This window comes from Allokutzneria sp. A3M-2-11 16, assembly GCF_024213555.1.
Taxonomy (GTDB): domain Bacteria; phylum Actinomycetota; class Actinomycetes; order Mycobacteriales; family Pseudonocardiaceae; genus Allokutzneria.
This window is the reverse complement of sequence record NZ_JANAVO010000003.1, coordinates 208,050-226,723: the sequence shown is the minus strand read 5'-3', so window position 1 is coordinate 226,723 and position 18,674 is coordinate 208,050. Positions and strand designations below refer to the sequence as shown.

Below are 18,674 nucleotides of genomic sequence, written 5' to 3'. Positions count from 1 at the left end.
GCGGGGGTACGGCGCGGTTAGCGACCGTGGCAGCCGGGGTTTGGTGGTCTTGAAGACAGGCCGACTACGGCGCGAGCTGGAAACCCAAAGCGCTCAAAACGAATACGACACCCCGGTCAACTCCTCCGAAACCGCCCACAGCCGCCCGGCAGTCTCCACATCCAGAGCCCCAGCAACCGGCTGCACCCGTTTCGGATATCCCCGCATCTCCCCCAACCCATCAGGCCCGAAGAAGTCTCCGCCAACAACATCCCCCGCCGTAGCCGCGTACAACTGCGGCAACGCCCCCTGCTCCGCACTCTGCGCGACCAACAAATTGGCCGGTTTCATCAGCAGGTTCAACAATCCCGTAGGACCACTGGACTGAAGATTCGTGGCCGAATACCCGGGATGCGCGTACGCACTCACCAATGAAGACCCCGCCGCCCGCACCCGCCGATCGAGCTCGAGCGCGAAGAACACGTTCGCGAGCTTGGATTGCGCGTACGCGTCAACGGGCGAGTAGACCCGCGAACCGGTGAGGTCGTCGAACTGGATGGTGCCGCGCCGGTGCAGGCCGGAGGTCACGGTGACCACGCGTGAACGGATGCGCTCCAGCAGCAGGCCGGTCAGCGCGAAGTGGCCGAGGTGGTTGGTGGCGAACTGGGATTCGAAGCCCTGCTTGGTCAGCGTGCGCGGCGGCATCATCACGCCCGCGTTGTTGACCAGGACGTCCACCGGCTCGTCGAGCCCGCCCGCGAAGGCGCGCACCGAGTCCAGGTCGGCCAGGTCGAGCGAGGCCAGCTCCAGGTTCGCGTTGGGGTACTCCACCCGGAGCTTGGCCAGCGCCGCGCGGCCCCGTTCGGCGTTGCGCGCGGTCAGCACGACGCGGGCGCCCTTCGCGGCGAGGGCGCGGGCGGTCTCGTAGCCGAGGCCGCTGTTCGCGCCCGTCACCACGAAGGTCCTGCCCTCCTGGTCCGGGATCTGATCGGCGGTCCAGCGCGTCTTGGTCATGCCTCCAGCATGCCCAACCGCGCGGGCCGGGTGTTACTTCTCCGGCCACTCCCCGGTGGCGCGGTGGTAGGCGACCGCGCTCCCCCGGTCGATCGCGGCCTTGACCACGGCGAACACCGCGCCCTGGAGAGCGGCCGCGGCGATCACCTCGCCCCAGCTGTGGTCGCGGTCGGTGGCGTCGGGCGCCTCCTTGCTCCCGGAGACCAGTTTCCAGATCTGGCCGGACGCGGCGCTGGCGGCGACGCCACCGAGGACTCCCGCGAGCATCCTGGCCGGGGTGAACAGCAGCTTCATGACCGGTTGCACCACTTTCGCGTTGCTCGGGTTTCTGGCTCCCCAGTGATAACCCGAATCGGCTCGGCTGAACCAAGCGACGCACGCGTCCGTAGTGCAGGGTTACCCGAACCGATGGAGGTACCCGTGCCCACCACGCGCCGCAACGTCCTCGCCGCGACCGGTCTCGCCCTGCCCTGCGCGCTCGCCGCGTGCGGCGGACAGCCCACCCAGCAGCAGCCCAGCAGCGCGCCGCGGCAACCGACGACCGCGCCCGCCGGGCCGCTAGCCGCGCTCGCCGACGTGCCGGTCGGCGGGGGCAAGCTGGTCGACGCGGGCGGGCGCAAGGTGCTGCTGGTGCGGACCAGCGCGACCGAGGTCAAGGGCTACGACCCGACCTGTCCGCACGCGGGCGCGACGGTGCAGCCGCCCACCGGCAGCACGATCAAGTGCCCGCTGCACGGCAGCACCTTCGACGCCGCGAGCGGCTCCGTCACCGGCGGCCCGGCCAAATCCGGCCTCAAGACCGTCGCCGTGAAGGTCGAAAAAGACCAGGTCGTCCTGGCCTAGGCGGTTGGGGCGTCTTCAAGTACCCCCGACCCCACCGAAAACGGTCTCAAACCGCCCCCAACCTCGCGTCGGGTTGGGGGCGGTTTGAGACGGCTGGGACCGGGGTCGGGGGTACTTGAAGACCGGCGAACCCGCGGGACTAGCGGCGGCGCTTCTTGCCGCGCAGCATGGCGACGACCGAGCCCATCGCGCGCTCGGCCTCGGAGCCGAACGGGTTGTCGTGCACCACGTAGGTCCACGTCGAGCTCGGCTTGCGCACCCCGGCGGCCTCCAGGTCGATGCCGTCGGTGACCTCGGCCTTCTCCAAGGTCTCCGCCGAGCGCTCGCGCACCTCCGACCGCAGCCGGTTGAACGCGGGCACGGCGGCGCGGTGGAACTCGTCGAGCGGGTTCTGCCGCGCCAGCGCGTGCAGGTGGATGCCCTCGCGCAGATCCGTCAGGAACGCCAGGTGCTCCGCCCACCGCTGGTCCAGGTGGTACAGCTCGACCTGCCGCGCCACCTGCGCGAGGACCTCGTCGGAGACCGTCTCGCGCAGCTCCTTCACCCGGTCCGGCGCGGTCTCCTCCAAGCCCTCCAGTGCGACATCGGAGGCGATCACCTTCTCGCGGTACTGCTTGAGCAGCGCGCGCTGGTGCTCGATGAGCTGGTGGTAGCGCCAGGTGTTGCGGTGGATCTCCATCACCACGCCCTCGGCGACCCGCTGGGCGTGGTCGACCGCGAGCTGCGCACCCGAATCCGTGAGCGCGTCGGCGGTTTCCTCGACGGCAGAAGGGATCTCGTCCTTGCCGTAGTGCTGGACGAGCTCGTCCTGGAAGCTGGTGAAGAACACCGAACCACCAGGATCGCCCTGCCGCCCGGCGCGGCCGCGCAGCTGGTCGTCGAGGCGGCTGCTGGGGTAGCGGCCCGAGCCGATCACGTAGAGGCCACCGAGTTCGGCGACCCGCTCGTGGTCGGCGGCGTCGCGCCCGCCGAGGCGGATGTCCGTGCCGCGCCCGGCCATCTGCGTGGACACGGTCACCGCGCCGTAGCTGCCCGCCTCGGCGATGATCGCCGCTTCCTCGGCGTCGTTCTTGGCGTTGAGCACCGCGCACGGCACCTCGGCCGCGAGCAGCCGCTTCGCCAGTCGCTCCGATTCGGAGACGTCGAGCGTGCCGACCAGGACCGGGCGGCCCTTCGCGTGCTGCTCGACGATCTCGGCGACGAGCGCGTCCTCCTTGCGCTCCACCGTGGTGTACAGGCGGTCCTTCTCGTCCTCGCGCACGCACGGCACGTTCGGCGGGATCGCCACGATCTCCAGCTTGTAGAACTCCCGCAGCTGCTCGCCGACGGCGACCGCGGTGCCGGTCATGCCCGCGAGCACCGGGTAGCGGCGGAGGAAGCCCTGCATGGTGATGCTGTCCAGGATCTCGCCGCTCTCGGTCACGGCGACGGTCTCCTTGGCCTCGACGGCGGCCTGCAAACCGTCCGGCCAGCGCTGCCGCAGGTGCACGCGGCCGCGCGACTCGCTGATCAACTGCACCTTGCCGTCGCGGACGATGTAGTCGATGTCCTTGTGCAGCAACGCGTGCGCGTGCAGCGCGATGTTGACCGCCGCGAGCGTGGGGAAGTTGTCGGCGTCGTAGAGGTCGATGCCGAGCCCCTTCTCCACGACCTGGCTGCCCAGCTCGGTGAGGTGGACGTTGCGGTCGTCGGCGTCGGTCTCGTAGTGCAGGTCCTTGCGCAGCGAACCGACCACGCGGACGATCTTCGGGTTGCCCGCGTCCTCCGGGGCGACGGTGCCCGCGAGCACCAGCGGCACCCGCGCCTCGTCGACCATGACCGAGTCGGCCTCGTCGACGATGGCCACCCCGGGTTCCGGCTGCACCCGCTCGTCCTCGGAGCCGCACAGCCCGTCGCGCAGGTAGTCGAAACCGGCCTCGTTGACCGCGACGTAGGTGACGTCGCGGGAGTACGCCTCGCGGCGCTGCTCGTGGGTGGAGCTCTGGCTGACCCAGCCGACCGTCACGCCGAGCTGCGTGTAGATCGGCTCCATCCACTCCGCGTCGCGGCGGGCGAGGTAGTCGTTCACGGTCAGCACGTGCACCCGGCGCCCCCGCAACGCGTAGCCCGCGGCGGCGACGGCGGCGGTCAGCGTCTTGCCCTCACCGGTCGCCATCTGGGCGACGTGCCCGGCGAGCAGGGCCTGCACGCCGAGCAGCTGGACGTCGAAGAGCCGCTCGCCGAGCCGCCGGTCGGCGATCTCCCGGCCCAGCGCGCACAGTTCGATCACATCGGCGCGGTCGAGCTCGCGTCCGTCGTCCCGGCGCAGCTGTTCGGCCGCGGCGGTGAGTTCGGTGTCGTCGAGTTCGCGCACCGCGTCCTCGCGCTCCCCGATCGGCCCGAGCAGCCGACGGTAGGGCGCGAGGTCCAGGGTTCCCGGTCGCTGCAGGAACCGGCGTATCCATGCCCGCATGCCACCCAGCATATCTACGGTTTGTTGAAAAACACGTACTTGCGTACGTTTGAGTTGTGGATGACGACGCGCGCTACCTCCACCTGGAGGCCCGCCTCGCCGAGGTCGAAGCACGTCTGGCCAAGCTGGAGGAGTTCCCCCGTCCGAGTGACGAGGCGGACGGCAGCCTGGAGGCCGAGGCGTTCTGGGCCCTGCGCGGGCTGCGGGAACGCCTCGCCGAGCAGCCAGCGATGGCCCCGGCGGGCGGCGTGCTGTTCACCGGCGTCGTGACCCTGCCGGACGGCGAGTACCACGAATGGCAGCAGGGCGCGTTCACCCATGTGCTGCTGCGGCACGACTGGGCGGAGTTCAGCAACGCGTTCAGCGCGCTGGCCCACCCGGTGCGGCTGCGGCTGCTCCAGGAGGTGGTGCGCGGCGAGCGGACCGTGGCGCAGCTCCAGGAGCACGAGGACATGGGCACCTCAGGGCAGATCTACCACCACCTGCGCCAGCTCACCGCGTCCGGCTGGCTCCAGTCCAGCGGCCGCGGCCAGTACACGGTGCCCGAGGTGCGCGTGGTGCCGTTGATGATCGCGTTGTCGGCGATGACCATGCCGGGCTCGGCCGGGACGAGCGAGGAATAGACTCCTCGAGTGCGCCCCTTGCCCCTCCTGTCCGACTGCGGCAACTGCTTCGGCCTGTGTTGCGTGGCCCTGGCGTTCTCCGCGTCGGCGGACTTCGCGGTGGACAAGCCCATCGGCAAGCCGTGCGCCAACCTGCGGCAGGACTTCCGCTGCGGCATCCACAACAGGCTCCGCGCGGAGGGTTTCTCGGGCTGCACCGTCTACGACTGCTTCGGTGCGGGCCAGAAGGTCTCACAGTCCACTTTCGACGGTGAGGACTGGCGCGGCTCCGCCGACACCGCGCGCAAGATGTTCGAAGTCTTCCCGATCATGCGCCAGCTGCACGAGCTGCTGTGGTACCTCACCGAGGCGCTGGCCCACCCCGCCACCGAGCCGATGCACGCCGATCTCCGCGCGATGCTCGCCACGACCACCGCGCTGACCGACGACAACGCCGACGCGCTCGCCAAGCTCGATGTCGCCGCGCACCGCCAAGAGGTCAACGTCCTGCTGCTGCGCGCGAGCGAGCTCGTGCGCGCCGGGTTCAAGTCCCGCAGTCGTCGCGGCGCCGACCTCATCGGTGCGAAGCTGCGTCGCGCGGACCTGCGGGGAGCGAACCTGCGCGGCGCCTACCTGATCGGCGCCGATCTCCGTGACGCCGACCTGCGGTCAGCGGACGTGATCGGCGCGGACCTGCGCGATGCGAACGTGGCCGGGGCCAAGCTCGCCGACAGCCTGTTCCTGACGCAGACCCAGGTGAACGCCGCGCTCGGCGACACCCGCACGACCATCCCGGCCGCCCTCACCCGCCCCGCCCACTGGCGTTCATGAACTGGGCGACGGTTCCACCGAAGCGCGTCGTGCTCGTCGTTCTGCACAACATCACCACGCTCACGCGAATGCTGGACATCCTTCCCGTGTTCGACTCGGACTTCCGCGTGCAGATCGTCGCGACGTGGAGCGGCACCGATCCGTTCACCCACGGCTTGCGCGAGGCGCTCGACGAGCTCGGCATCATCGTCATTCCGTGGAAGGCGGCCAGGAGGACCCGCTTCGACCTGGCCATCTCCGCCAGCCACCACGGTGGCCTGCGGAAACTCCGGACCCCCCTGGTCATTCTCTCTCACGGAATCGGGTATACTAAATACTCGCCCGGAAATCGGAAATCGGAAATCGGAAATCGGAAATCGGTTGTCGATTCGGAGATTTTCGGACTTTCCGCCGAGTGGGTGGTGCGCCGGGGCAAGCCGATTGCCAAGGCGCTCGTGTTCTCCCACCGCGAGCAGATCGACCGGCTCGCCTCCGCCGCCGTGCCCAGCGCGGTCCTCGCGGGCGATCCGTGCTTCGACCGCATGCGGGCCAGCGCCGGGCTGCGTGAGCACTACCGGCACGCGCTCGACGCCCGTGGCCGCCGGATCGTCGCGGTGTCCTCGACCTGGTCCGAAGCGTCGCTGCTCGGGTCCGGGCCGGAGCTGATCCGGCGCCTGCTGGCCGAGCTGCCGCTCGACGAGTACCGCGTCGTGGCGATCGTGCATCCCAACGTCTGGCACTGGCACGGCCCGTTCCAGGTCCGGAGCTGGTTCGCCGAGTGCCTGCGCGCGGGCCTGACCCTGGTGCCGGAGGTCGAGGGCTGGCGTGCCTCGCTGATCGCGGCGGACTGCGTGATCGGCGACAACGGCTCGGTCACCGCGTACGGTGCCGCACTCGGCAAACCCGTACTGCTCGGCGCTTTTCCCGATGTTCCGCCGGGATCGCCCGTCGACGCGCTCGGCAGGCTGGCGCCCCGGCTCGACGTCACGCGGCCCCTGCGCGCCCAGGTCGAGCGCGCCATCGCCGAGCACTCCGCGGACCGCTACCGAGCGGTCACCGATCTGGTCACCGACGCGCCGGACGAGTCGGCTGGTCTGCTGCGCGAACTCTGCTACCGGCTGCTCGATCTTCCAGAGCCCACAAGCGATGTCGTGCTCGAACCGATCGGCGTCCACGGCCTCGACGGGGGCCGCGTGACCGCCTGCACGGTGAGCTGCGAGGTCGGCGAGGTCACCCGCCTGACGCGCTTCGGCGTCGACTCACAGTCCACGGAGGACAGTCACATTGTCGCGCAAGCCTCGCACGCCGGTCGCGATGTCCGCCGTAACGCCGACATCCTGTTCCGGTACGCGAACGAGGCGATCGCGCTGGACGACCGAGAGATCGTCGCCGTCATCGGCGATGGGCACGCGCGGGTCACCAGCCGCGACGGGCGGACGTGGGACCTCAGCGGCCAAGGCGATCCAACCGGGTTTCCGTCCATTGTGTACGCATGGCGCGCCGCCGGGCTCGACCTGCCGCCGCGGATCACCGTCGAGACCGGTGACATCCGCTACGAGCTGCGCGTCAGCGAAAGTACCCCTCGAACAGCATCGAGCTGATCCGCGAGGTCGTCTCCATGCCGACCTCGAAACCCTTGTCGATCACCTTGGTATTGCTCATGATCGCGACCGTGTACCGCTCCCCCGGCCCGGCGAAGCCGACCGAGTTCACCACCCACGACCCGTCGGCATTGTCGTCCGACCAGCCGTTCTTGAGGCCGGGCATGGCTTTCGGCCCCGCGGCCCACACGCCCCACTGCTGGTTGGGCGCCACTCCGCGCATCTCGCCGACGAGGTAGTCCCGGTGCTTGGCGGGCAGCATGTTCAGCACGAAGGTGACCACGCGGTCCAGGTCCTCCGGGGTGGTCTGGATCCAGCCCCAGTGGTGCGGGTGCTCGGCGGTGAACCGCATGTCCGTCATCCCGCGCGCTCGAAGCCCCGGATCGAAGGCCGCCTCGCCACCGAAACGGTTCCACAACGTGTGCGCCGCCTCGTTGTCGCTGGTGTGCAACGCGTCGTGCATGAGCCTGCGGTCTTCGTCGCTCAGCCGTATCGCCCCGGAGTCGTTGCGCAGCAACAGGTCTACGACCATGGCGAGCTTCGGCGTCGAGCACGCCCACGCGTGGGTGGACGCCGCCTGGTTCCGCCAGACCGCTCCGGTTTGCCGGTCCCGCACCACGATCCCGGTCACACCGGGACGGCTTTCGGCGTATTTCAGCGCGCTCGCGACCCGCTCGGGGAACTCGACCGGCGGCGCAGTCGGAGCGGAACACGCGGTCAGCATCGCTACCACCGCAACGAAAAGCCGCTTCATCGGAGCACGCGATCAAGGTCGTCGACGCGTCCGAGCCGCCGGTAGATGTCCGCTGCCCGTTCCAGGCTTCGCGCGGCATCCTCCTGGCGCAGCCGCGCGAGGAGTTCGAGGGCTTGCGCCTGCTGCCGCGCCATTCCGTCCGCTTCGAAGTCCGCGATCGCCTGCTCTGCCATCGTCGCCGATCCTTCAAGTTCGGCCAGCAGCAACAGGACCCGCGTCGCGTTGCCGCGCTCATTCCGCGCTACGAAGTAATCGAGGGACTTCTTTAGCTCCGCGACGTCCGCGTCCGGACCGAGCGTCCGTCCGATGTGCATGCGCAGCATGGCTTGCGCTCGTGGACGGAGATCGTCGGGAACGACGACCTCCCACGCCTCCTGGAATCGAGCGAGCGCGGCGGCGCGATCACCGGTCTGCGCCAGGACAATGCCGGCCCACTCCAGAGCGCTCTGCCGGTCGATCGCCGCGGATGCCAGCCGAAGCGCGTCCGCAAAGCGTTGCAGCGCAAGGGGAAAATCCCCAACGGCCTCGGCAGCTATCCCCGCCAGCTTGTGTATGTGCCCGGCCAGCGCGCGATCGTCAGCGGCCTCGGCCGCGGCAGCCGCCAGATCGTGCGTCTCGACCCGGTCCTCCAGGTGGCCGGACTGGTAGTACCACTGCGAGAGCGCGTCGGTGAGTTCGCAGACCTGCCGATAAGCGCCCAGGCGGTTCGCGGTGCGGACTGCCGCGCGGAAGTTGAGGCGTTCGGCGGCCAGTTCCGCCAATGCCTTGTCCCGCGAGTCGTGAGCGGGTTCCGCGACCTCCCACAGCTTTCCGGCGATAGACGGGCGCTCCGGGTGGATCACCTTGCCCAGCGCCAACGCCCGGCGCAGGTACCACGCGAGCCCTCGCCGCAGGGCGTCGATCCGCGTGGAGTCGGTGTCAGTGCGAGCGGACGCATCGCGTGCGTGCTGCCTGATGAGGTTGTGGAAGGAATAGCGGCCCTGGGAAACCGTGAGCAGGTTGCTCGCGACGAGGACGTTCAGCGCGCGGCGTGCGTCCGATTCGGACTCGTCAAGGACCACCGCGGCCAGCGGCACGGTGAAGTCCGGGCCGAAGTGCTTGCCCAGCAAGCGATACGCCCGCGCAGGCTCCTTCGCGAGCTCCCGATAGGACACCTCGAAGACGGCTTCGACGAGCCGGTCGTCCCCGATCGCCAGCTCCCTGAACAGCTGGCGGCTGTCGTTGAGCACCGACACGTACTCCGCGATCGAGCCGTAGTCGCCCGTCGCCAGCCGGACCGCCGCGATGTGCAGGGCCAACGGCAGGCCGCCGCACAGCCGGGCCAGCGCGCGCAGGTGCTCGGGCTCGTCCGCCAGTTCCTCCGCGACCAGCGAGACGAACTGCGCCGCGACCTCGTCGGAGAACCGCTCGACGACGAGCGAGCTGAACCCCTGCATCCGCAGCCCGTCGAGCCGGGTCCGGCTGGTGACCACGACGGCGCTGTCCGCGGAACCCGGCAGCAGGTTCTCCACCTGCCGCGCGCTGACCGCGTCGTCGAGGACGACCAGCAGCTTCAGGTCGGCGGTGACGGAGCGGAACAGGGCGGCGCGCTCGTCCTCGGTGTCCGGGATGTGCGGCACGTCGAACTGCTGGAGGAAGAAGAGCAGCACGTCGGCGGGCGCGGCGGGACCGCTCTCGCCGGAGCCGTTGAGGCGGTAGAACAGCTGTCCGCCGGGGAACTGGTCCTTGACCTGGTGCGCCCACCGGATGGCGAGCGTGGTCTTGCCGATCCCGGGAGCGCCGGTCAGCGTGACCCGACCTTGGCGTTTGCCTAGTAGCCCGAGTTCGCTCGCGCGGTTGAGGAAGTGCGGAACGCCGACCGGGAGCATCCGTGGCACGCGGACCTCCACCGGCTTGCCTCCGAGGTAGACCGTGTTGATCCGGCCCGCCTGCACGACCTTGCCGTGCACGTCGCCGGTCAGCTCATTGCGCGAGTCGTTCATCGGCCCCGACCATACCGATGATCACCCCGGAGCGTGATCGAAGCGGCACGATGCGCGCAGTGCCGCGGCGGCGACGGCGGGGCCGTTCTGAGCAGTGATCCGCGCGCGCAACGCGTCGGCGGCCGCGCGCACGGCGGGATCGGTGGTGAGCTTGCGCGCGATGAGCCGCAGCAGTTCGGGGTTGAGCTGCTTGGCATCGAGCTGAATACCGGCGCCCAGCTCCGCGACGCGGCGGGCGTTGGCGCGTTGGTCGAGGATGCGCGGCACCAGGATCATCGGCACACCCGCGGCGAGGGCCTCCAGGGTGGAGTTCATCCCGGCGTGCGTGAGGAACAGGTCGGCGTGCTCCAGCAGCGCGATCTGCGGCACGCTGCGGCGCGCGATCACGTTGGGCGGCAAGGGACCCAGGGCTTCGGGAGCGGTCGGGCCGGTCGCGATCACCACCAGCCACTCGGAGTCGCCGAACGCCTCGACGATCGGGCCGAAGAACCCTGATCCCCTGGTGAACACGGTGCCCGGGGACACCAGCAGAACGCGGCGGCGCTCGATCTCCGTCCACGGCAGGTCGTCCCCGCGCTCGGCCCGCGCGCCGGTCAACGGGCCGACGAAGCGGACGCGCGCGCCGAAGGTGTCCGCGGCGGGCTGGAGCTCCGGCAGCGCGTTGATCAGCACCACGCGGTGGTCCCGGGCCGTCTCGACCGCCCAGGGGTGGAGCCGTCGCGCCCACGGCCTGCGCAGCAGATCGCCGACCTTGGCGCCGAGGTGCCTGCCGACCGTCGAGGCGATGACGTGCTCGTTCTGCGCATAGGTGGTGCTGAACAGTCCGGTCGGGACTCCGTGCTCGGCGGCGATGCCGAACACCCTCGGGATCATCGGGTCGTAGATCACCAGATCCGGCAACCGGTGCCGCAACTCGCCGCGGAGCAGCGCCCAGATCGCGCGACGGTCGGCGAAGGTCTTGAACAACCGCTGGCACTCGTCGACCGGGTCGAACCGCTCCGGCACGATCACGTTCGAGGTGGCCGGCAGGCGCAGGACGCGCGCGCCGGTCTCCTCGACGGCGTCCGCGAAGTTCGGCGCGACGATGACGCTCGCCCGGTCCCCGCAGGCGACCAGCTCCCGCAGGACCGACAGCAGCGGGTTGACGTGCCCGTGCGAGGAGTACGGCACGAAGAGGAAATCGGCCACGCTGCGAACCCTAATGCGAGGCCCGGCATTGTTCTCGCCGTACGCCGGTCCACCCGTGACGGCCTCAGCCTTCGTGGTGAGTGCGGGGACGGGCCGTGTTCAGCCGCTCGTGGCGCGAGCGGACGGGCGGTTCGACGAGCGGGGCACTGATCGGTGTCGTGACCTCGTTCGCGTTCTCCGGCGGAGCTGTGCGCGCGGGGCGGCGGGGCAGCGGTTTCGGAGGGTCCTCCGCTTCCGGGGCTTCCTCCTTTTCCTTCTCCGGAGCGGGTTCGCGGACGGCGACCAAGGCGGCGAGCAGCGTGGTCACCGGGACCGCGGCGACCAGGCCGATGCTGCCGACCAGGGTGCGGACCACCTCCTGAGCGACCGCCTGCGCCGTGACCAGGTCACCGAAGCTGCGCCCGGACAACGAGTAGGCCAGCATCATCGGCAGTGCCGCCCCGGCATAGGCCATGAACAGCGTGTTCACCGCGGAGCCCACGTGGTCCCGGCCGATGCGCAGGCCCGCCGCGTAGAGCTTGCGCCAGCCCAGCGCGGGGTTGGCCAGGCGCAGCTCCCACACCGCGCTGGCCTGGGTCACGGTCACGTCGTCCAGCACGCCCAGCGCGCCGATCACGATCCCGGCCATCAGCAGGCCCCGCGCGTCGATCTCGTGCCCGAGGATGCCGATCAGGTTCGCGGTGTCCTCGTCCAGGCCGGTCAGCTTGGCCAGCGTGCTGAACAGCCAGCCGAGCAGGCCGATCAGGCCGAGGCTGCCCAGGATGCCGAGCACCGCGACGGATGTGCGCGCGGAGATCCCGTGCGTCAGGTACATCGCCACGAACATGATCAGCCCGCCGGTGACCACCGCGACGGTCAGCGGGTCCTTGCCCGCCAGCATCGCGGGCAGCGCGAAGAACACCAGCATCAGGAAGCTCAGCGCGAGCGCGCCCAGCGCGGCCAGACCCCGCCACCGCGCCAGCACGAGGACGGCGAGCGCGAACAGCACCGCGAGCACGGTCAGCGGCATGCCCCGCTGGAAGTCCACGACCTGGTAGGAAGCGCCGGAGAACGGGTCGGCGCCCTTGCCCGCGTAGGCGAGCACGACCTCGTCGCCGACGGCGAAGCGCGGGGTGCTCGGCTCGATCGGAGTGCCCTCGATGGTGATCGTGCGCTCCGACGCGGGCCCGTCGGCGAGTTTCACCGCCAGCGACAGGCACCGGCCCGTGCCGCAGGGACCGACCTTCGCGGCGGTGATCACGCCCTGCACCGGCACCTGGTTGAGGCCGACGCGGGTGCCGGTGGCCTGGTCGTGGCCGAACGGGTAGAGCAGCAGCGCGCCGATCACCGTGGCCAGGGCGCACGGCACGAGCAGGACGGCGAGCAGGATGCGCACCCGTCGCGAAGCCGGGGCGGCCGGACCGTGCCCATGTCCGTGGCCGTGCCCGTGACCGTGGGTGACCTCGGTCTTCTCCCGCTTCTCGGGCGTCGGCTTGGACCGCTTCCGGGGTTCGGCCTTGCCCGCGGCGTGCCGGCTGGCCGCGCGCCTGCGGCGTGGCGGTTCGCTCGCTTGCACGGGCCAATAGTGCCTTCAGACCAACGCGATCCCCAAGTCAGCCCTGTTCGGCGACACCGCGCAACGCGCGCACCGCGTCCTCCGTGCCGAAACCGAGGTTGCGCGCCGCCGCGAGGTAGGCGGCGGCCGCGATCTCCAGCTCGGACTCGGTGTTCGCGCGCACCCGTTCGGCGTCGACGGTGATCGACTCGGCCACGTACGTGCCGTGCTTGCCCCGGCTGATGATCAGACCGGCGTGCTCCAGCTCGCGGTAGGCCCTGGCGATCGTGCCGCTCGCCACACCGAGGTCCTTCGCGAGCTGCCTGATGCTGGGCAGCCGCGCCCCGGGGACGAGCGCCCCGGACGCCAGCATCCGCAGGACCTGCGCCCGGATCTGCTCGTACGGGGCGACGCTGCTGCGCGCGTCGATCGTCAGGTACAGGCTCATCCCACTTCCGTGCTGTCCTCGGCCGGAGCGGTCCACCGGACCACGGGCGCCACCGCCATGATCAGCCATACCAGCACACCCGCCACGGCCAGGGCACCGGTGATGATCGAGAACACGCTCTCGCCCTGCGCCATCGGCACGCGCTCGCAGGCCAGCGGCGCGGCGCCCACCTGCGTCGCCGGCACCAGAACGGCGAGCAGGATCAGGTGCGCGCCGATCCCCACCCCGAGCACGCGGTGCGCCGACAACCTGCGCAGGGCGAGGTCCGCCTTCGGGACGTCGACGAGGTCGTCGATGACAGGACGGTGCACGGCGCGGTACAGCCCGACCACCGTCAGCGCGCTGACCAACCCCGACAGCACGAACGTCTGGTAGATCGCCCCGGCGTCCAGGTAGTAGCCCTTCAGCCAGGGGAACCCGTCCACCTGCACCGGCAGGAAGCACTGCTCGGCACCCGAGACCGCGTGGTACTGCAGCGCGGCGAGCGTCGCCCCGCTCAGTGTCACGAAGCCGAGCACCCCGGCCACCGCGACCTCCTTGCGGGACAGCACGTCCCGCCACGACCGCGAGGTCAACGGGGCCCTCCGCTGGACCGGGGCCGGGGCCCACATCCCGGCGAGATCGCTGAACAGGCAGGACCCGAACGTCGCCAGCAGCGGGATCAACAGCCACACCAGCTCGCCGTAGCCGCTGATGTACTGCCAGATCGCGAACGACACGAAGACGGCGAAGGCCAGCCCGAGCCACGTCCCGCGTGCGCTCCTGGTGAGCATCTGGTCCACGGCGCCGTCATCGCCCCATCCACGCCGGGCTCGACGTCCGAGCACCAGCACGAGCAGTCCCGCCAGCAGCAGGACCAGCAGCACGAACCCGACCGCGCCACCGATCACGGCCTTGACCTCACGAGCGTCCACGGCGTCACCATCCTCCTGGTATGTATCAATGAGTTGACACATTGATACAGCACGGCCGGGGCGGGCGGCGGGCCAGGGGCGACTACAACGCTCGGAGCAGCGGGGACGCCGGGCGCGGACATGTTTCCGGACAAGGCGGGACGAACTTCTTGACAACGATGTCACGCGTCGTTGTGCTGACCCCGGCAGACGGGACACCTCAACGTGGAGGCTTTGGCTCGATGACGCACAGGTGGGCGAGACGATCACGGAGAGCCCTGGCGGGCGCGCTGACCATGGCGCTGACGCTGTCGATGGTCGGCACCGGGGAGGCCGCACCCCCGGCCCCGGAGTTCCAGTCCTCCTTCGAGGCGGGTGAACCGCAGCCGGCGTGGACCGACACCGTCGAGACCGACCCGGCGGGCAAGCCCAGGGCGGGCGGGGTCAACGGCAACGACGGGGTCAGCATCCCGGGGAACGTGACCGACAAGGTCACCGAGGTCCGGGCCAGCGGGGAGAACGCGGGCAGCGGCGAGGTGAAGGAGAACCTCGTCGACGGCAACGTCAACTCGAAGTGGCTGACCTTCGCGGGCACCGGCTGGCTGGAGTTCACGCTGTCCGAACCGGTCGCGATCACCAGCTACGCGGTCACCTCCGCCAACGACGCGCCGGAGCGGGACCCGAAGAGCTGGAAGCTCCAAGCCTCGCCGGACGGCAAGTCCTGGACCGACCTCAATGTCCAAAGTGGACAAACGTTCGCGAAGCGGTTCGAGACCAAGAAGTACGAGCTGACCAACTCCACCGAAGGTTCGCTTGCGGGACCGAGAATCATCACGGCGTACAGGCACCTGCGCTTCGACATCACCGCCAACGGCGGTGGCGCGGCAACGCAGTTCTCCGAGATCCAGTTCGCGGTGAAGGCCAGCTCCGAGCCCGCGCCGAACATGCGCAGCCGGATCGGCAAGGGCCCCAACGGTGGCTACGCGGCGAAGGCGAACGCGGGCTACACCGGCGTGAAGGCGTTGCAGTTCCTCGGCCAGCACGTCGCTTCCGGCCGGGGCTACTCCTACAACAAGGTCTTCGACGTCGACCTCGCGGTGAGGTCGGACACCGAGCTGTCCTACCTGCTCTTCCCGCAGTTCATCCCGGACGACCTGAAGTACCCGAGCACGCACGCCGCGGTGGACCTGGCGTTCTCCGACGGCAGCTACCTGAGCGAGCTGGGGGCCAGGGACCAGTACGGGTTCGAGCTCTCGCCGAAGGGCCAGGGCGCGTCGAAGTCCTTGTACACCAACCAGTGGAACAAGCTGAAGGCGAAGATCGGCGCGGTCGCCGCGGGCAAGACGATCAAGCGCGTGCTGGTGGCCTACGACAACCCGGCCGGGCCGGGGAACTTCGCGGGCTGGTTCGACGACATCCGCATCGGCGCTCCGGTCCAGAAGCAGTACGCAAGCCCGGCCGACTACGCGCTGACCACCCGGGGCACGCAGTCCACGGGCGGTTTCTCGCGGGGCAACAACTTCCCGGCCACCGCGGTCCCGCACAGCTTCAACTTCTGGACGCCGATGACCAACGCGGGTTCGATCAGCTGGCTCTACGACTACCACAAGGCCAACAACGCGCAGAACCTGCCGGCGTTGCAGGCGTTCACCACCAGCCACGAGCCCAGCCCGTGGATGGGTGACCGGCAGACGTTCCAGGTCTTCCCGCAGGCGGGCGCGCCGAACATCGACCGCGCCGCCCGCGCGCTGCCCTTCAAGCACGAGAACGAGATCGCCAAACCGCACTACTACGGCGTGACGTTCGAGAACGGCATGCGCACCGAGATCGCGCCGACCGACCACGCGGCGCTGTTCCGCTTCACCTTCACCGGCGCCGAGTCGAACCTGTTGTTCGACAACGTCAACAACAACGGCGGGCTGACCCTGGACACCGCCAAGGGCGTGGTGACCGGCTACTCCGACGTGAAGAGCGGGCTGTCCACGGGTGCGACGCGACTGTTCGTCTACGCCACCTTCGACCGCCCGGTCACCGGTGGCGGCAAGCTCACCGGCGCGGGACGGGACGACGTCACCGGCTACCTGAAGTTCGACACCAGCTCGACGAAGACCGTCACGATGCGGATCGCCACCTCGCTGATCGGCGTCGAGCAGGCGAGGAAGAACCTTGAGCTGGAGGCCACCGGCACCTTCGAGTCGGTCCGCGACCGGGCGCAGCAGGCGTGGAACGAGAAGCTGAAGGTCATCGAGGTCGAGGGCGCGAGCGAGGACCAGCTCGTCACCCTGTACTCCAACCTCTACCGGCTGTTCCTCTACCCGAACTCCGGGCACGAGAACGTCGGCAGCGCGGCGGCCCCGGTGTACAAGCACGCCAGCCCGGTGGCCCCGGCGGCCGGTCAGGACACCGCGACGCAGACGGGCGCGAAGATCGTCGACGGCAAGGTCTACGTCAACAACGGGTTCTGGGACACCTATCGCACCACGTGGCCCGCCTACTCGCTGCTGACGCCGGAGAAGGCCGGGGAGATGGTCGAGGGCTTCGTGCAGCAGTACAAGGAGGGCGGGTGGGTCTCCCGCTGGTCCTCCCCCGGCTACGCGAACCTGATGACCGGAACCAGCTCGGACGTGTCGTTCTCCGACGCGTTCCTCAAGGGCGTCACCAACTTCGACGTCCAGGCCGCCTACGACGCCGCGGTCAAGAACGCCACCGTGACCCCGCCGAACGCCAACGTCGGTCGCAAGGGCCTCGACAAGTCGATCTTCCTCGGCTACACCCCGACCACCACGGGCGAGGGCATGTCGTGGGCGATCGAGGGCTATGTCAACGACTTCGGCATCGCGACGATGGCCAAGGCGCTGCACGACAAGGCGGCACCGAATGACCCGCGCCGCAAGGAGTACCTGGAAAACCACGAGTACTTCCTCAACCGCGCGCAGAACTACGTGAACATGTTCGACAAGTCCGTCGGTTTCTTCCAGGGCCGCACCGCCGACGGCAAGTGGCGCGTCGCCCCGGACAAGTACGAGCCCCGCGAATGGGGCCACGACTACACCGAGACCAACGCGTGGAACATGGCGTTCACCGTTCCACACGACGGTCAGGGCCTCGCCAACCTCTACGGCGGGCGCGACGGGCTCGGCAAGAAGCTGGACCAGTTCTTCAGTACTCCGGAGACCGCGGGCTTCCCCGGCTCCTACGGCGGCGTGATCCACGAGATGCTGGAGGCCCGCGACGTCCGCATGGGCCAGTACGGGCACAGCAACCAGCCCTCGCACCACATCCCGTACATGTACAACTACGCGGGCCAGCCGTCGAAGACGCAGGAGAAGGTGCGCGAGATCCTGTCCCGGCTCTACCTCGGCAGTGAGATCGGCCAGGGCTACGCGGGCGACGAGGACAACGGCGAGCTGTCGGCCTGGTACATCTTCAGCGCGCTCGGCTTCTACCCGCTGCAAATGGGCAAGCCCGCCTACGCCGTCGGTTCGCCGTTGTTCACCAAGGCCACCGTGAACCTGGGCGGCGGCAAGAAGCTCGTGGTGTCCGCGCCGAAGAACAGCGCGAAGAACGTCTACGTCCAGGGCCTGAAGGTCAACGGCCAGAAGTGGGACAAGACGTCCCTGCCGCATGACGTGATCGCGCGCGGCGGCACGCTGGAGTTCGACATGGGCGCGACCCCGTCGTCCTGGGGCACCGGGCCGGACGCGGCGCCCGAGTCGATCACGAAGGGCTCCGAGGTCCCGCGCCCGTTGCGGGACACCCCCGGCACCGCGAGCTCGGCGGCGCTGGCCGACGACTCCTCGCAGACGCAGGCCACCGTGGACTCGGTGCAGTTGCAGGCGTCGGCCGCCGAGCGCGTGGAGTTCTACACGCTGACCTCCGGCAAGGACGGGGCGGACGCGAAGGGCTGGAAGGTCAAGGGCTCCTACGACGGCAAGACCTGGACCACAGTGGACGAACGGGACGGCCAGACCTTCCCGTCGCGCCAGCAGACCCGGGCGTTCAAGCTGGCCAAGCCCGGTCACTACACGTGGTACCGGATCGAGTTCGGCGGTCAGGTGACCTTGTCCGAGGTGGAGTTCCTGAGCAAGCCCCGCGCGGAGTGCACCACCACGATCACCGGTGAGCGCTCCGGCCCGCAGACGCTGAGCGGCGTGGTGTGCCTCAAGGACGCCACGATCACCGGCCCGGTGACCATCGCGGCCGGCGCGTCCGTTTACGCCACCGGCGGGCGGATCATCGGCCCGGTCCGCGCTTCCGGCGCCGTCAACGTCGTCCTGCTGGGCACGCACATCACCGGCCCGGTGGACATCTCCGGCAGCACCGGCGTGGTCGGCGTGGAGACGGCGCGCGTCACCGGCCCGCTGTCGCTGGTGAACAACTCCGGCGCGGCGGCGGTCGCGGCGAGCACCGTCGTCGGCCCGGTCACCTGTTCCGGCAACGCGACCGACCCGTCCAACAACGGCCTCCCGGTCGCGGGCACCGGCCCCCGCTCCGGCCAGTGCGCCGCCTTGTAACCCCATCACACACCCACACGAGGCCCCCGGCGACCCTCCGCCGGGGGCCTCGTTACGTCC

14 protein-coding genes are annotated in these 18,674 nt (G+C 69.7%); 5 read left to right on the top strand and 9 right to left on the bottom strand.

Annotated elements, in window-relative coordinates; genetic code table 11:
- Window positions 1-93 precede the first annotated feature (93 nt).
- Together NLX83_RS22770 and NLX83_RS22765 are read right to left on the bottom strand one after the other, a co-directional pair.
- Window positions 94-993 carry an oxidoreductase gene (locus NLX83_RS22770; RefSeq protein ID WP_254237147.1) on the bottom strand — a complete coding sequence of 300 codons (900 nt, stop codon included), beginning with the start codon at window positions 991-993 and terminating at the stop codon, window positions 94-96.
- 33 nt (window positions 994-1,026) lie between these two features.
- Window positions 1,027-1,287, bottom strand: a complete 261-nt coding sequence (locus NLX83_RS22765) for a DUF4235 domain-containing protein (RefSeq protein ID WP_254237146.1) — start codon at window positions 1,285-1,287, stop codon at window positions 1,027-1,029.
- 126 nt (window positions 1,288-1,413) lie between these two features.
- Here NLX83_RS22765 and NLX83_RS22760 point away from each other — a divergent pair, with 126 nt between their 5' ends.
- On the top strand, window positions 1,414-1,836 hold the full coding sequence (locus NLX83_RS22760; protein WP_254237145.1) for a Rieske (2Fe-2S) protein: 423 nt from the start codon (window positions 1,414-1,416) through the stop codon (window positions 1,834-1,836).
- A gap of 139 nt (window positions 1,837-1,975) precedes the next feature.
- On the opposite strand, the gene secA2 is transcribed toward NLX83_RS22760, so the two are convergent.
- On the bottom strand, window positions 1,976-4,288 hold the full coding sequence (secA2, locus tag NLX83_RS22755; protein WP_254237144.1) for an accessory Sec system translocase SecA2: 2,313 nt from the start codon (window positions 4,286-4,288) through the stop codon (window positions 1,976-1,978).
- Between the two features lie 56 nt (window positions 4,289-4,344).
- Here secA2 and NLX83_RS22750 point away from each other — a divergent pair, with 56 nt between their 5' ends.
- The 3 genes from NLX83_RS22750 to NLX83_RS22740 are packed head-to-tail and all read left to right on the top strand — an operon-like array spanning window position 4,345 to window position 7,301.
- Window positions 4,345-4,911 (top strand): ArsR/SmtB family transcription factor, encoded by a 567-nt coding sequence (locus NLX83_RS22750; RefSeq protein ID WP_254237143.1) that lies wholly within the window; start codon window positions 4,345-4,347, stop codon window positions 4,909-4,911.
- A gap of 18 nt (window positions 4,912-4,929) precedes the next feature.
- On the top strand, window positions 4,930-5,721 hold the full coding sequence (locus NLX83_RS22745) for a pentapeptide repeat-containing protein (protein WP_256564292.1): 792 nt from the start codon (window positions 4,930-4,932) through the stop codon (window positions 5,719-5,721).
- Entirely contained in the window at window positions 5,718-7,301 is a 1,584-nt protein-coding gene (locus NLX83_RS22740; RefSeq protein ID WP_254237141.1) for a hypothetical protein, read from the top strand. The genes NLX83_RS22745 and NLX83_RS22740 overlap by 4 nt, the downstream gene beginning before the upstream one ends.
- On the opposite strand, the gene NLX83_RS22735 is transcribed toward NLX83_RS22740, so the two are convergent.
- The 6 genes from NLX83_RS22735 to NLX83_RS22710 form a co-directional block, all read right to left on the bottom strand.
- Window positions 7,267-8,025 (bottom strand): serine hydrolase, encoded by a 759-nt coding sequence (locus tag NLX83_RS22735; RefSeq protein ID WP_254237140.1) that lies wholly within the window; start codon window positions 8,023-8,025, stop codon window positions 7,267-7,269. The genes NLX83_RS22740 and NLX83_RS22735 overlap by 35 nt on opposite strands.
- A 26-nt stretch (window positions 8,026-8,051) precedes the next feature.
- Window positions 8,052-10,037: an NB-ARC domain-containing protein gene (locus tag NLX83_RS22730; protein WP_254237139.1), complete on the bottom strand. Its 1,986-nt coding sequence runs from the start codon at window positions 10,035-10,037 to the stop codon at window positions 8,052-8,054.
- Between the two features lie 21 nt (window positions 10,038-10,058).
- Entirely contained in the window at window positions 10,059-11,225 is a 1,167-nt protein-coding gene (locus NLX83_RS22725; RefSeq protein ID WP_254237138.1) for a nucleotide disphospho-sugar-binding domain-containing protein, read from the bottom strand.
- 64 nt (window positions 11,226-11,289) lie between these two features.
- Window positions 11,290-12,780: a YibE/F family protein gene (locus tag NLX83_RS22720; protein ID WP_254237137.1), complete on the bottom strand. Its 1,491-nt coding sequence runs from the start codon at window positions 12,778-12,780 to the stop codon at window positions 11,290-11,292.
- 37 nt (window positions 12,781-12,817) lie between these two features.
- Window positions 12,818-13,207, bottom strand: a complete 390-nt coding sequence (locus NLX83_RS22715) for a GntR family transcriptional regulator (protein ID WP_254237136.1) — start codon at window positions 13,205-13,207, stop codon at window positions 12,818-12,820.
- Window positions 13,204-14,121, bottom strand: coding sequence for a hypothetical protein (locus tag NLX83_RS22710; protein WP_254237135.1), 918 nt, complete (start codon window positions 14,119-14,121; stop codon window positions 13,204-13,206). The genes NLX83_RS22715 and NLX83_RS22710 overlap by 4 nt, the downstream gene beginning before the upstream one ends.
- A 221-nt stretch (window positions 14,122-14,342) precedes the next feature.
- Between NLX83_RS22710 and NLX83_RS22705 the strand changes: the two genes are divergently transcribed.
- Window positions 14,343-18,614: a GH92 family glycosyl hydrolase gene (locus NLX83_RS22705; RefSeq protein WP_374118794.1), complete on the top strand. Its 4,272-nt coding sequence runs from the start codon at window positions 14,343-14,345 to the stop codon at window positions 18,612-18,614.
- The last annotated feature ends 60 nt before the right edge of the window (window positions 18,615-18,674 follow it).